We start from the raw sequence: 14,422 nt of genomic DNA, 5'->3' as shown, positions 1-14,422 counted from the left end.
TCACACATCACTCAACGAGCCACACCCGCGAAAGCCCGTCGGCAGATCCCAGGCACGCTCTCAGGATGCGACGTCGCTGAGTTCCTGCAGCTTGGCCAACCTGCGATAGAGAACATTGCGCTCGTTCAGTTCGGCATGTGTACCGACAGCCTGTACCTTCCCCTCCTCCATAACAATGATCTGCCGGGCCTGGGTTATGGTGGACATGCGGTGCGCGATGGCGATCACCGCACAGAATTCGGAGATTGCGGCGATGCTGTCCCGCAATGCTTTTTCCGATTCACTGTCGAGATTCGCGGTGGCCTCGTCCAGGAGCAGGAATCTCGGGGTCTGCAGCAGGGTACGGGCGATGGCCAGGCGCTGCCGCTGACCGCCGGAGAGGCCGGCGCCGCGGTCGCCGAGTTCGGTTTCCAGTCCGTTCGGCAGGGCCGCGATCACCTCGGAGAGGTTCGCCATCCGCAGCGCCTCGGCTATGTCCTTGTCCCCGGCGTACGGTGCCGAATACGTGAGGTTGTCCCGGATGGTGCCGCGCAGCAGGGTGTGGTCCTGATCGACGTAGCCGACGACGGATCTCAGCTGATTGAGCGGCATGTCGGCGATGTCGACGCCGTCGATGCGGATCGCCCCGGACACGGGGTCGTACAGGCGCTCGATGAGCTGAAAGACGGTGCTCTTGCCTCCGCCGGACGGCCCCACAATGGCGGTGAGCCCATCGGAGGCAACGGTGAAGGAGACCTGGTCGAGAACGACCTTGTCACTGCGGGGATAGGAGAAGCAGACCCGGTCGAAGACCATCCCGGCTTCATACCCGTTCGCCAGGAATGGGGCGATCCTCGTCCGGCCTGCTGTCCGGTCGGCCTGCCGGTCCGTCTCCACTTCGATCATGCCGAGTTCGGCCAGGCGCTCGATCGACGCTCTGCCGATCTGGAACTGGGCGATCGCCGTGAACAACGTCAGCAGCGGGGCCACCAGGTAGAAGAGATACAGAATGAACGCCGTCAGGTCGGCCGGCTCCATCGCCCCGCTGGCGGTGCGGGCCGCGCCCAGGCCGATGACCACGCTCAGGGCGAGCTGGGTGCCGATACTCATGGTCGGGTCCAGCAGCGACGACAGGACCGTCAGCTGGATCCCGGACTTTCGGGCTTCCTTGGCGATGGACTCGATGCCCTCCGCCTCCCGGGCCTCGGCCCGGGAGGCCTTCACGGTCGGCAATGCGCTGAGCACCCGCAGCAAGGCGGAGCCGAAATTGCCGTTGTCCGTCTGGTTGCGCACCGACACCCGCCGCACCCCCCGCGCCAGCAGAAGCGAGACCACACTGGTGACGCCGAGGCAGATGAGCGTGGCGGCGAGCAGCACCGGATCGACCCAGGCCATCAGTCCGACCCCTCCGATGACCAGAAAGCCGCTGTTGATGACGTCGTCGATCGCACGCGTCATCGCGGAGCGGGCGATGATGGTGTCGCTGACCAACCGGGCGAACACATCGCCTTCTTCCCAACCGGTGTACGCCCGGAAACGGGAGCGCAGCAGCCGGGACGCCAGGGTGTTGCGGATGTCGAAGACGATGTTCTCCCCCGCCAGCCCGATCGCGTACGAATGGAGCGCGTTGAGGATGGCGTCGGTGATGAACAGTGCCGCGCCGAAAAGTATCGGCCCCTTTATCGGGCGGTGCTCCTGCACGGCGGTGACCAGCCCGCCGATGACCGCGGGCTGGGCCAAGGACGTCGCGGCGCTCATCAGCCCGATCAATGTGCCGAGCACGATCAATCGACGGTGTCTGCCCAAGGCTCGCCATGGTCGGGCGCCCTTGCCCGACAGCAGGTGCAGATGGAGCTGGGGGACCGCCCGGTGCAGGGCTCGGCCCCGTGCCGGCCCGTTGCCCTGCTCCTGCTCCTTCGCCAGACTGACAGGCTTGCGCGAGCGGTGGTGCCTCCCCCGTCCGGCTGTCCAGTCGCTCATGCCGCGCCCTTGACGTGGGGGAAGAGGCGCAGCGGTGGCCTTGCGCCGTCCGACCGGCCGGATGGCCGGTCCCGCAGGCACTCGTGCGCAGCGGCCGCTGGGAGGCAATGGTCGGGCTGCGCGGGTGTGGCCGTCCGGGGAACCGCGGTGCCGGCGCGGAAGCCGCCTGCCTCCTCCCATCCGAGGTGGCGCCGGTACCGCGCAGACGGCTCGGGTATCGCGATCGGGCAGATCAGGGTCATTTGGTGTACCTCCCCCCGCGTTTCGCTTCTCGCCGGACGTCGACGAACATCATGACCGCACTGACGCAGGAGACCAGGAACGTCGCGCCGGCGATCACCAAGTAGGGGTTGATGAACACCGTCAACTCCTCACGGACGCCTTGGCGCGAGCCGGAGGAGTGCTCGGAGCACGCAGGGGCGTGGTCGGACCCTGCGGATCGAGGGGGATGTACGGGGAGGTGAAGTAGATCTCAGGCTTGTGGCGCGTGTCGTATCCGGTACCGGTGGCCAGCGCGAACTGGAAGCCGGCGACCGCGCGGACCGATTCGCCCTGGGATGTGATGCGGGCGCGCACGCACTCGGTGACCAGGCGGTACGGGGGGGTATGGGCGGCGGTCTCGAAGCCCTCCTCGAGGATCGGCAGAATGTGCTGGCAGGCGTCGAAGACGGCCTTGTCGGCACGGCGGGTGGGGAACCAGAGGAGGTGCAGGGGCTTTCGGTCCTCGACGCCGCTCGCGTCGCACCACGGCGAAGCCGTGCCGCCCACGTCAACCGTGCGGTACAGGAGGTGGTAGTCGCACATGGCGGGCATCGGTGCGAAGAACCGCCAGTTGGGCAGCAGCGAGCAGATGTCCGCGCGCCTGGCCCGGGTGAATTGCTGGAGGGGATGCTGACCAGCGAGGGTGAGAAGCAGCATGGCGGCTCCGGCGATCCGCCATGAGGCGCCCTCGCCCGTCAACGAGCGCAGCGGTGAGAGAGCTGTCACTTGAGGGCCTCCTTCTTCAAGGTGACGAAGCGGTCGGGTCCGGTGGCTTTGGAACGCTGGTCCAGGTCACCGAAGAAGGAGATGACGCGATCCGTCACCTGGTTTGCGTAGCGGTTGTTGACCAGCAGGCCCTCGTGCGACGCGCCCTCGATCACCGCGCACTCGGTGGGTGCACCGACGTGGGCGTCGGCCAGTTCCCTGTGCATGAGCAGCTGTTCGGGACTGCGGTCCACGGTTCGCTGGGCGGAGATCACGAGGCCTGGAACGCCCGTGATCCTGCCCAGTTGCCCCGAAAAGGTCCGGAAATCGTCCTGGACAGCCTTCCACTCGCGGCGTGCGGCCTCCCACATGCGCGAATCCGCGTACTGGGCGAAGGCCTTCTTCTGATAGTTCTGCGGCAGTTCACCGATCCCGGCCGGACGGTTGAGGAGGATGCCCGTGCCCAGGCGCAGCGCCCGGCTCATGGCGGTGAAGTGGCCGGCCAGGGGCTTGGCCACCGTGTTCCCGGCGCGGTTGAACTGGTCCGGGTGGGAGGAGTCCAAGTAGGCGATGCCATGGATGCGGTCGCCGAGGACCAGGGCGGCACGGCGTGCCAGTTCCCCGCCGATCGAGTGTCCGATCAGGATCACCTTGCGGTGCGGGGCGACCGCTCCGTTCACCAGATCTACGAGGTCGTCGACGGACTCCGACAGGTAGAAGGGGGTGGCAGCCTTGCGGCGGCTTCCGGCGTATCCGGCACGGGCGTAGGTGATGACCCCGTACCTGGTCTCGTGACACAGGCGCTGGGCGATCCAGGCATAGTGCTCGCTGGTGGAGAGAAGTCCGCTGGCGAGGACGACGACCGGCTGCCGGTCGTCGCCGGGTGAGTACACCTCGTACTGCAGTTGGTTCTTGTGGCGGGTGGTCAGAGTGCGTGAGGTGTGCCAGCCCTCCGTTACGCGCAGGCGCCGTTGCACCGCGGTGCCGACAGCGGCGGCCACACCTCCTGCGAGCAGGGCGAACGCGGCCGGCACGGCGCGGTCGTCGCGTCCGGCGACGGCCGGGTGGGTGCGGGGGGCGGAGGTGTAGGCGACCAGCGGGTGCATCGAGGGGAAGGCGGTGGCGAACCGGCCAAGACCCATGAAGTAGCCATTGGCCAGGTGGAAGGCCGCAGCACTCGCGATGACGGGGCGAGTCAGCTTGCCGTCCCGCAGGTAGGCGAGAGGGAAGAGGCATTCCAGCGCCAGCACCCCGTGGGTGAGCAGCTTGGCGGCTCGGGGATGTTCCTGGGTCCACCGGAACATGCCCTCGTGACCATAGGTGCGGGTGCGCATCACGCCACCGAGAGCGGAGGCGTCGCGCCAGGGCCGGCCCAGGAGCTTGACCCAACCGGAGACCGTGTAGGACAGGTTGGCCTGGAGAGCGACGTACCACAGCAAGGCATCCTTTGCCGCCGGGGAAGGCACCAGGCGAGCGGTGCCGGTGGCGACCTGCACCAGCGTCGCCACCTGGTCGGAGCCCTCGCCTCCATAGTGATGGCGGGGGCCGAGCAAAGCGGAGGTGGCGCCGAGGTAGAGGCTGCCCACGCCCCGCCAGCGAGAGTTGCCGGGCAGCAGCATGCCGACGCAGACCGCGACGCGCCCGACATGCAGAACGGTCGTGGTCCTCGGCCCGCTGACCCCGTTGATCATGCGACGGACCAGGGGGCTGGACCCGGTCAGGGAATCCTTGGTGATGTCCCAGTCGGCCAAGCCTCCCTTGTCCATCGTGCCGCGTTGCGTCAGAATCTCGAGAGACGAGGTCAAACTTGTCGCGGCGGCCAGCCGCTCGGACACACCCATGGCGCGTTGTCGGCTGATCGGAGCGGAGCCGAAAACCGCAGAGGTGATTTTCCCGGGCACTCTGACTGGAAGTTTTCGAGGAAATTCCACGGGACCTCGGTTCGTGATAGCTTGCAGAAGCATTGGTGTCATCTGATGCGCTGCCGGGCCAAAACACACCTTTGGCCCGGCAGCTTCATGCACTTTCTCTGTCGGCTGTCATCAGCCCACACATTTCAGGCGAAGGGGCCGGTCAGCCACCGTTGGCGGCAGCCTGGTTGGCCGCGACGGCCTGGTTCGCCTGGGCCGCGACGGCCTGGTTCGCCTGTACCGCGCAGACGTTGGCGGCGATCCCGGCAGCACCGGCAGCGGCCTGGGTCACATTCGCCAGGGCCGAGCTCGCGCGAACGATTCCCCGCCCGATCGCGGGGCCCATGGTGGGGCGGGCGGAGGTGAAGATCGCGCCCTCCACAGGGAGGTTCAAACTGTCCACTGCCTTCGTGATGCTACTCATCCGCAATTTTCCCTTCGGAAGCGAGCACCGGAGCCCTAATGCTCTGGCGCTCTCGTGGGGACAACCATGCCCGATCGCCGCCCTTTCCTGTATTGAGAAAAATACCTAAACCTGCGTGAGAGCGTTCCCATTTATCCATTACGCAGAGCGATTCGGGAGCTACTCAAAATCACGCCACTCGGACCCCGACTAACGTATTCGCGCCGGCACGCTTCGTAACTGATTGAGGGCTGTCCCGCGACTGCTGGAAATGGGCGGGGCGATCTTGCCGCGGCTGGTGCGTTTCACGGCGTCGGAGCCGTCCTGGACAGCCCCGTTCACCGGGCTGAGCCGGTGCCTGTTCGGGGTGCTGATCGTCGCATTGCGGCGTGAGGGTGCGGACGAGGTTCGGCGGGGGACGGCCGCGGAGTCTGCCCGGTACTCCCCCGACCACCAGGTCGTCATCGACGCCGGCACCTGACTCGTCGTCGCGTCGGCCGACCTCTGCCCGGCAACCGCGACGACCGCAGGGCCCTGACCACGGCCTTCTGCAACACGCTTCAGCTTTGCGCGGACCGCGGTCCCGCGGTGCGGCCGGACTTTCCGTGCCCTCGGCCGAGATATCGCAGGGCCGATGCGGCGGCGTTCGCTCCGCACATGCCGTGGGCGCCGGCCCCGGGCGGTGACGCCGCGGAGCAGATGAACATGCCCGGCACGCCCGTGCTGTAGGGATCGAGGGCGAGGCGGGGGCGCATGACGAGTTGGGCGACGGTGTTCGCCCCCGTGACGATGTCGCCGCCGACGTAGTTCGCGTTGTACGCTTCGAAGGCGGCCGTCGAGCGGACGGCCATGCCATGGACCCGCTCGCGGAACCCGGGAGCGAATCGCTCTATTTGACGGATGATCGCCTCCGTCGCGTCTCCGTCGTAGCCGTGTGGTACGTGCGCGTAGGTCCAGACCGGGTGGATGTTGCCGTTGGATCGCTGCGGGTCGGCCAGATACTGCTGGCCGACGAGCACGAAGGGGCGCTCGGGCATTCGGCCGACGTGGATCATACGCTCGGTTCGGGCGATCTCCGCGTAGGTGCCTCCCAGATGGACGGTGCCGGCCCGGCGGGCCGCCTCGTTGCTCCACGGGACGCCGCCCTCGACCGCGAAGTCGACCTTGAAGGCGCCGGGTCCATGGCGGAAGCGGCGGTAGGCGCGTGCGACCCGCCCGGGCAGCCGGTCGCCCACGATGTCGGCGACCGCACGCGGGGCAAGGTCGAAGAGGACTGCATCGGCCGAGGGCAGCTGCGCCATGGAGCGCACGAGGACGCCGGTCTCTGTCCTGCCGCCGAGATCGGCGAGAAGGGCAGCAAGCGCGTCAGTGATCGCCCGGGAACCGCCCGCGGCCACGGGCCAGCCATAACGGTGTCCGGCAGCGACGATCAACAGGCCCACGCCGGCGGTGGCCGGACGGTGGAACGGCCGGAACGCATGTGCTGCCACCCCTGCGAACAGGGCGCGGGCACGCGCGGAGCGCCACAGCCCGGCCACGGCGCCGACGGGCAACAGCGCCTGCAACCCGAACCTGCCGAAACCCAGCGGATGCTTCGGCACGTGCAGGAGCGGACCCATGACGTCCTCGGCGAGCCTGTCGTAGCCGTCGGCGAGGGTGCCGAACATCCACTGCCACAGCCGCCCGTCCAGACCGCCCAAGCCCCGGGCCGTATCCCGCACGGACCGGTGCAGGACGCCGGCGTCACCGGAGTCCAGCGGATGCACGCAGTCGATCTCCGGAAGGCACCAGCGCAAGCCGTAGCGATCCAGATCAAGGGTGCGCAGGAATGGTGAACCCACGGCCATCGGGTGGGTGGCCGAGCAGTGGTCGTGCAGGAGGCCTGGTGTCAGTTCGCTGGAACGCGTGCCGCCGCCGATCGTGTCGGCAGCCTCCAGGACGGTGACCTCCACGCCCTCTCGAGCGAGCGAAACAGCAGCGGCCAGACCATTGGGGCCGCTGCCCACCACGATTGCCGTACTCACGAACCAACCCTAAAAGGCGCGCCTGGACAGCACCATTCGCAGAACTACTTACCGGCGAGCCGGGGCCGCACTGTTCGGACAGCGGGACTGGCTCAGAGCGCCGCCGCCAGCTCGGTGCCCTGCTTGACGGCCCGCTTGGCGTCCAGTTCGGCGGCCACATCGGCGCCGCCGATCAGGTGGGCGCCGCGGCCTGCGGCGATGAGCTCCTCGTACAGGTCGCGGCGTGGCTCCTGCCCGGTGCACAGCACGATCGTGTCGACGGCCAGGACCGTGCTGCGCTCACCGACAATGACATGCAGTCCGGCGTCGTCGATACGGTCGTAGCGCACACCCGGAACCATCGTCACGCCCCGGTGCTTGAGCTCGGTGCGGTGGATCCAGCCGGTGGTCCTGCCGAGGCCCGCGCCGACCTTGGTGGGCTTGCGCTGGAGGAGGTGGACGGTGCGCGGCGGGGCGGGCCGTTCGGGGGCGGCGAGGCCGCCGGGAGTGCTGTGGCCCATGTCGACGCCCCAGGTGCGGAAGTACGTCGCCGGGTCCTCGCTCGCCTTGTCGCCGCCGTCGGTGAGGAACTCGGCGACGTCGAAGCCGATGCCGCCCGCGCCGAGGACGGCGACACGGTCGCCGACGGGGGCGCCGTCACGCAGCACGTCGAGGTAGCCGACGACGCTCGGGTGGTCGATGCCGGGGATGTCGGGGGTGCGCGGGGTAACGCCGGTGGCGACTACGACCTCGTCGTAGCCCGCGAGGTCCTCGGCGGACACCCAGGTGTTCAGCCGCACGTCCACGCCGTGCACGTCGAGCTGGTGGCGGAAGTAGCGGATGGTCTCGGCGAACTCCTGCTTGCCGGGGATCTTGAGGGCGATGTTGAGCTGGCCGCCGATCTCGCTCGCGGCGTCGAACAGGGCGACGTCGTGGCCGCGTTCGGCCGCGCTCACGGAGCATGCGAGGCCCGCGGGGCCGGCCCCCACGACGGCGACACGCTTGCGCAGTCGGGTCGGGGACAGGAGCAGCTCGGTCTCGTGGCAGGCGCGCGGGTTGACCAGGCAGGAGGTGATCCGGCCGCTGAAGGTGTGGTCGAGGCAGGCCTGGTTGCAGCCGATGCAGGTGTTGATGGCCTCCGGCTTCCCCGCGGCGGCCTTGGCGACGAAGTCGGGATCGGCGAGCATGGGCCGGGCCATGGACACCATGTCCGCGCAGCCGGAGGCCAGCAGCTCCTCAGCGAGTTCGGGAGTGTTGATGCGGTTGGTGGTGACGAGCGGGACCGAGACCTGGCCCATGAGCTTGTTCGTCACCCATGTGTACGCGCCGCGCGGTACCGAGGCGGCGATGGTGGGGATGCGGGCCTCGTGCCAGCCGATGCCGGTGTTGATGATGGTGGCTCCGGCGGCCTCGACAGCCTTGGCGAGCGTGATCACCTCGTCGAACGTGGAGCCGCCCGGGACGAGGTCCAGCATGGACAGCCGGTAGACGATGATGAAGTCCTCGCCGACGGCCTCGCGCACCCGCCGGACGATCTCGACGGGGAACCGCATGCGGTTCTCGTACGAGCCGCCCCAGCGGTCGGTGCGGTGGTTGGTCGGGGCGGCGATGAACTCATTGATCAGGTAGCCCTCGGAGCCCATGATCTCGACGCCGTCGTAGCCGGCCTGCCGGGCCAGGCGGGCGGCGCGGGCGTAGTCGTCGATGGTCTGCTCGACCTCGGCGTCGGTCATCTCGCGGGGTGGGAACAAGCTGATCGGTGCCTGGACGGGGCTCGGCGCGACCAGGTCCTGATGGTAGGCGTACCGGCCGAAGTGCAGGATCTGCATCGCGATCCGGCCGCCCTCGCGGTGCACGGCCTCGGTGACGGCCCGGTGCTGCTCGGCCTCCGCGCCGGTGGTGAGCTTGGCGCCGCCCTCGTACGGGCGTCCGACCTCGTTGGGTGCGATGCCGCCGGTGACGATCAGGCCCACCGCGCCGCGGGCCCGGGCCGCGTAGAACGCCGCCATGCGCTCGAAGCCCCGCTCGGCTTCCTCCAGGCCGACGTGCATCGAGCCCATGAGGACGCGGTTGGGCAGCGTGGTGAAGCCCAGGTCGAGCGGGCTCAGCAGGTGCGGGTACTCGTTCATCCGAGCATCTCCTTGCGCGGTGTTGCCTGTTGTAGAAGGCCGGTTGGCGTCTCGGTCACCGCGTTGCCGAGGATCCGCGGCATGCCCTCCCCGCCCGCATCGCGTGGCAGGGCCATGTTGATCCATCCGGGGCGTCGAGCGGTTCGAGCACCTCGGAGGCGACCGCAGGCACGGTGGTGTCCGCCGGGCGGCCGGGATCGAGGGCGTCGCCCGCCTGTGGCCCCGTACTCAGCCGTACAGAGCATCGATCGCGTCGCCGTAGCGTTGCGCCACTGCCGTGCGACGGACCTTGAGCGTGGGAGTGAGGGTGCCGTCCTCGATCGTGAAGTCGTGGTCGAGGACGGTGAACGCGCGGGCGCGGATGGCGGGGGCGAAGCGGGCGTTGACGCGGTCGAGTTCGGCCTGAATCAGGGCCAGGACGTCGGCGTGCCGGGCGAGTTGGGGCAGGTCGGCCGGTAAGCCGCGGTTGGCGGCCCAGGCGCTGATGGCGTCGGGGTCGAGGGTGACGAGGACGGCGGCATGGGGCCGGCGGTCCCCGACCATGACGGCCTGGGAGATCCAGGGGCTTTCCCGCAGGCCGTTCTCCAGGGCGGCCGGCGCAATGTTCTTGCCCGTGGCGGTGATGATGAGTTCCTTCTTGCGGCCCGTGATCGTCAGATAGCCGTCGGCGTCGAGCTCGCCGAGGTCGCCGGTGTGGAGCCAGCCGTCGGCCAGGGTTTCACTCGTCGCCTCCGGGTCGTGGAGGTATCCGGCGAAAACACCCGATCCCCGGCTGAGGATCTCGCCCTCTTCGGAGATGCGTATCTCCACGCCCGGAAGGGGGCGGCCAACGGTGCCGGGACGGTGGTCGTCCGGGCGGTTCGCGGTCATCAGCGCGCTGGACTCGGTCATCCCGTAGGCGTCCAGGACCGGGATACCGCAGGAGGCGAAGAAGTCGAAGACTTCCCGGGCCATGGGGGCAGCCCCGGTGACGGCGAGCCGGATGCGTCCGCCGACCGCCTTGGCGACGGCCTCGGGCGGCAGGTCCCGGACGGCGGTGTATGCCTTCTCGAACAGCCTGGGTACCGACGGCAGGACCGTGGGCCGGATCTCGCCGAGTTCCGTGATGACGTCGCGGATGTCCCCGCCGAAGTAGGCGAGGGCCGCACCGCGGGTGAGCGTGATGTATTGGATGCTGCGGGACATCACGTGCGCCAGCGGCAGATGGAGGTAGACCTCCTCGCCGTCACCAAGTCCTTCCAGGAGGGCGGTGCTGGCGTTGCAGGCGGCCTGCCAGTTGGCGTGCGTGAGCATGCAGCCCTTGGGGTGGCCCGTGGTTCCGGAGGTGTAGATCACGGTGGCGAGGTCGTCGGGCCGCACCTCCTCGGCGATGGCGCGCAGCCGCTCACGGTCGCTCCGGGTGGGGGCTGTGCGCAACGCCTCCCAGGCCCGGTGCCGTGCGGAGGGCTCGGGATCGAAGACGAGCACTGTGTCGACGCCGGGCACCTGGGCGGCGATGTCGGCGCGGGCGGCGGTGTCGCAGACGACGGTGCCGACACGGGCGTGGGTGAGGACCCAGGTGCACTCGTCGAGCGTGCTGGTGGGGTAGACGGGGATGCTGACGGCTCCGGCCCGGGCGACGGCGAGATCGCACAGGGTCCACTCGTGGCGGGTGTCGGAAAGGATGCCGACGTGATCGCCGGGCAGCACACCCAGGTCGAGCAGGCCGGTCGCGAACGCGTCGACGGATTCGGTGAGTTGGCTGTAGCTGAGGGTGTGCCAGGCTCCGGCGCGCTTGAACCGCAGGGCGGTGCGCGGGCCGTAGGCTCCACCCGCCAGCTCGGCCAGCTGGGCGACGGCGGGTGCGTCGATCATGGACACGGTTGTCTCGGCTCCTTCGGTGGGCCGGTACGGCGGCCGCGTCGCGGGACGCGGCCGCCGTACCGGATCAGAGGTCGAGGTCGAGGTCGGTGACCGGGTAGGCGACGCAGGAGTGGGTGTAGCCGAACCGCTCGTCGGACAACCGCAGTCGGGCTTCCTCGGCGTTGTGCACGGTGCCCTTGAGGACGCGGACGCGGCACAGGCCGCACTCGCCTGAGCGGCAGGCGGCTTCCGGTCGGATGCCCTGGTCCTCCAGCGCGTCCAGCAGGGGCCGTCCGCGAGGGGTGCGGAACGAGGTACCGCCGGCGGTGACGGTGACCTCGGCGCCGGGGTCCGCGTCGGCCGGCCAGTGGGCCTGGCGGGTGGGGTCGGCGGGGGCGCCGTTGGCCTCGAAGCGGATCCGGCGGCGGGGGTGGCCGAGCTCTTCCAACTGCCGCAGCGCGTAGGGGTACAGGGCCTGGGGGCCGCACACGTAGACCATGCGGCGGTCGAGCGGACCCGCGAGGGTCTTGATCAGCGTGGAGCTCAGCAGGCCGGTGGGGCCGGCCCACCCGTTTCCAGGTTCGGTCATGACGTGGTCGACGCGGATGTTCGGGTGGTCGGCGGCGATGGCGTCGAGTTCCTCGTGGAAGATGACGTCGTCGGGCGTGCGGGAGCCGTAGATCAGATGGAAGCGGCGGTCCAGTCCGTTGTCGAGGATGTCGCGGATCATGCTCATGGCCGGCACGACACCGGAGCCGCCGGCGAGGAACACGAGGTCGTCGCCGTGGAAGAGCGGGTTGTGGTGGAAGGTGCCCATCGGCCCGGTCGTGGTGAGTGTGCCGCCCACCGCGAGCGTGTCGATGAGGTGGTTGCTGATCCGCCCGCCGGGCACCCGGCGCACCGTCAGGTCCCAGTGGTCGAGGCTCGCCGGGCCGGAGGACAGGGCGTACGGGCGGTTGGTGCCGTCGGCGAACACGCCCACGTACTGCCCGGCGAGGAACGGCGGCAGGTCCGCGCCGTCGGGTCGGCGCAGCCGGAAGGTGGCGGAGCTGACGGTCTCCGTGATGATCCCGGAGACGGTGAGGGCGAGCCGCCGGGGGTGGTACGACGCGACAGTGCGGCTTGTCTGCGCGGTGTGGTCGGCGGTGTCGGCGGGGCGGCCGTCGATGTCGGCCTGGATGTCGGTGTAGCCCTCGAAGAGAGGGGCGAGGCGGTGGGTCACGGGGGCTCCCTGTCGGATCGTGCGGTCAGGCGGCCTGGTGGCGCAGCAGGCGGCGAGCGACCCGGTGACCGGATTCCAGCGTCGGCTGGAAGCCACCCGTTGCGACCCAAGAGCCGGCCAGGTGCAGCCCGGGGACATGGGTCTCGCGTTCGCTGTTGCGGAAGAGCCAGTTCTCGGTGCGGTCCTGGTCGTAGCCGTAGATCGCGCCGCCCGGATGCCCGAGGTAGCGGGACATGGTCATCGGGGTGGCGACGTCGACCTCCTCGATGGCGTCGCGGATGCCGGGCGTGATCACCTCGACGCGGTCCAGCAGTGTCTCGGCGTAGGCGAACTTGGCGCGGGCGTACTCGCCGGGCGAGACCTTGTCCCAGGCGTCCGCGTACTGGAGCGTCATGAGGCTGACGTGCGTGGCGCCCGAGGGGGCGAAGCCGATCGGGGCGACGTCGTAGGAGGAGACGCAGATCCCGCGGGCCGGCTCCAGGGTGTGCCAGGAGGCGTGCAGGCGGTCCTCGTCCAGGTCGGCGTTGACGAAGGTGGTGCTGGTGGTGAAGCCGAGCTCGGCGGGTGTGGCGTCAAGGCCCATGTGCAGGACGAAGCCCGACACGCCGATCCGCCGGGTGGCGAGATCGTTCCGTACGGTCGTGGGAACGGCATCGCCGAGCATGGCGTACGTCAGCGGCAGCGAGGCGTTGGAGATGACGTCCCGCGCGGAGACCTCCTGGCCGTCGTCGAGGCGCACTCCGACGGCGCGTCCCCGCTCGGTCAGGATCGCCTCGACCGCCGTGTTGAAGCGGACCTCGCCGCCCGCCGCGAGGAACGAGTCGAGGAACGCGCTGGACATGGCCTGCGAGCCGCCCCTGATGTGCCAGGGCTTGAACTCGAGGTAGGCGAACAGCATCAGCGCCAGGTCCTGGAAGGCGAGCCGGGAGGGCGGCTGTCCGGCATAGGTCCAGTAGGTGGCGAGGACCGACTTCAGCCGGGGGTCGTCGAAGTGGTCGTCCAGCACCTCGCTGAGCGGGCGCAGCCCCTGACGGAAGTAGGTGGGGTCGACCTGCTCGGGGGGCAGCCCGCGCATGGCGGCCATCTGCCAGATCGTGGTGTCCTTCACCAGCTGGAAGAACCGCTCGACCCGCTCACGGTTGCCCGGGAAGGCATCGCTCAGGACGTCCACGGCGGCCGCCCAGTCCGCGGGCAGCGTCACGTCGTACTCGCCGGGCACGACGGCCCGGTAGAGGTCGTGCTCCTGGACGAAGTCGAGGCGGTCGATGACGCCCAGCTTCTCGAACAGACCCCGCAGGGAGAACTCCTGGCCCTCCGACCCGATACCGGAGAGCTGGTGCAGGGCCACCTCGAACTCGTAGCGGCCCCGCCGGAACGAGGTGGCGCAGCCGCCGGGGATGCTGTGGCGCTCCACCAGCAGCGTGCGCAGTCCCGCGCGCTGGAGGGTGGTGGCGGCGGTCAGTCCGGCGTTGCCCGCGCCGATGACCACGGCGTCGAAGTCACTCATGGCCGCCCGCCTCGCGCGCGATCTCGTCGGACTTCGCGCCCATCGCCTCGGACAGCGCCTTGGCGGCCGAGAGGGGGCGGACCATCACCATGAAGTCGTCGATCTTGCCGTCCTCGTCGAAGTGGAGGAAGTCGCAGCCCGTGAGCTGCTTGCCGTTCACGGTGGCGGTGAAGACGAAGGCGTGGTCGCGGCCGTCCGGGTTCGCGATCTCCCGGATGTAGGTGAAGTCCTCGAAGACCTGCGACACGGCGTTCAGGATCGCGGCGGTGATCGCCTTGCCCGGATACGGCTTGAAGACGGCGGGGCTGGTGAAGACGACGTTCTCGGCAAGGAGGGCGGCGACCGCGTCCATGTCGCCTGCTTCGACGGCCTTGCGGAAGGGGTGCACAAGATCACCTCGTGTAGTCAACGAGTTGAATAGGTGCATCGCAGATTAGGGGCGGCGGCATAAGATGTCCACACCCTAGGCAGTTTTTTGACT

General features: G+C 69.1%; 11 protein-coding genes and 1 pseudogene. 1 reads left to right on the top strand and 11 read right to left on the bottom strand.

What is annotated here, in order from left to right; all coding sequences use genetic code 11:
* Window positions 1-60: 60 nt before the first annotated feature.
* The 5 genes from IEY86_RS28205 to IEY86_RS28190 all read right to left on the bottom strand — a co-directional run bounded on the left by IEY86_RS28205 (window position 61) and on the right by IEY86_RS28190 (window position 5,259).
* Window positions 61-1,959: an ABC transporter ATP-binding protein gene (locus IEY86_RS28205; protein ID WP_189134705.1), complete on the bottom strand. Its 1,899-nt coding sequence runs from the start codon at window positions 1,957-1,959 to the stop codon at window positions 61-63.
* A gap of 238 nt (window positions 1,960-2,197) precedes the next feature.
* Window positions 2,198-2,320: a hypothetical protein gene (locus IEY86_RS37645; RefSeq protein ID WP_265805716.1), complete on the bottom strand. Its 123-nt coding sequence runs from the start codon at window positions 2,318-2,320 to the stop codon at window positions 2,198-2,200.
* 2 nt (window positions 2,321-2,322) lie between these two features.
* Window positions 2,323-2,946, bottom strand: a complete 624-nt coding sequence (locus IEY86_RS28200) for a hypothetical protein (RefSeq protein WP_189134704.1) — start codon at window positions 2,944-2,946, stop codon at window positions 2,323-2,325.
* Window positions 2,943-4,691 (bottom strand): alpha/beta fold hydrolase, encoded by a 1,749-nt coding sequence (locus IEY86_RS28195; RefSeq protein WP_229698823.1) that lies wholly within the window; start codon window positions 4,689-4,691, stop codon window positions 2,943-2,945. Before IEY86_RS28195 ends, IEY86_RS28200 begins: the two co-directional genes overlap by 4 nt.
* Before the next feature lie 307 nt (window positions 4,692-4,998).
* Window positions 4,999-5,259, bottom strand: coding sequence for a hypothetical protein (locus IEY86_RS28190; protein ID WP_229698822.1), 261 nt, complete (start codon window positions 5,257-5,259; stop codon window positions 4,999-5,001).
* A gap of 250 nt (window positions 5,260-5,509) precedes the next feature.
* On the opposite strand from IEY86_RS28190, the pseudogene IEY86_RS28185 reads away from it, so the two are divergent.
* A pseudogene (locus tag IEY86_RS28185) lies at window positions 5,510-5,772 on the top strand (hypothetical protein); the annotation flags it as partial.
* A gap of 26 nt (window positions 5,773-5,798) precedes the next feature.
* Here IEY86_RS28185 and IEY86_RS28180 read toward each other — a convergent pair.
* From IEY86_RS28180 to IEY86_RS28155, 6 genes are all read right to left on the bottom strand, one after another.
* A complete protein-coding gene (locus IEY86_RS28180; protein WP_189134702.1) occupies window positions 5,799-7,262 on the bottom strand; it encodes a phytoene desaturase family protein in 1,464 nt (487 codons plus the stop codon).
* Between the two features lie 92 nt (window positions 7,263-7,354).
* Window positions 7,355-9,370, bottom strand: coding sequence for an NADPH-dependent 2,4-dienoyl-CoA reductase (locus IEY86_RS28175; RefSeq protein ID WP_189134701.1), 2,016 nt, complete (start codon window positions 9,368-9,370; stop codon window positions 7,355-7,357).
* Window positions 9,371-9,598: 228 nt separating this feature from the next.
* Entirely contained in the window at window positions 9,599-11,224 is a 1,626-nt protein-coding gene (locus tag IEY86_RS28170) for an AMP-dependent synthetase/ligase (protein WP_189134718.1), read from the bottom strand.
* A 73-nt stretch (window positions 11,225-11,297) separates the two neighbouring features.
* A complete protein-coding gene (locus IEY86_RS28165) occupies window positions 11,298-12,434 on the bottom strand; it encodes a 2Fe-2S iron-sulfur cluster-binding protein (protein WP_229698821.1) in 1,137 nt (378 codons plus the stop codon).
* 25 nt (window positions 12,435-12,459) lie between these two features.
* Window positions 12,460-13,941 (bottom strand): phytoene desaturase family protein, encoded by a 1,482-nt coding sequence (locus IEY86_RS28160; protein WP_189134699.1) that lies wholly within the window; start codon window positions 13,939-13,941, stop codon window positions 12,460-12,462.
* Window positions 13,934-14,329 carry a nuclear transport factor 2 family protein gene (locus tag IEY86_RS28155; protein ID WP_189134698.1) on the bottom strand — a complete coding sequence of 132 codons (396 nt, stop codon included), beginning with the start codon at window positions 14,327-14,329 and terminating at the stop codon, window positions 13,934-13,936. The genes IEY86_RS28160 and IEY86_RS28155 overlap by 8 nt, the downstream gene beginning before the upstream one ends.
* Window positions 14,330-14,422: the final 93 nt, after the last annotated feature.

It is taken from the genome of Wenjunlia tyrosinilytica (assembly GCF_014646055.1).
In the GTDB taxonomy this organism is placed as follows: Bacteria; Actinomycetota; Actinomycetes; order Streptomycetales; family Streptomycetaceae; genus Wenjunlia; species Wenjunlia tyrosinilytica.
The sequence above is the reverse complement of the archived record's forward strand: the minus strand, read 5'-3'. Positions and strand labels throughout refer to the sequence as shown.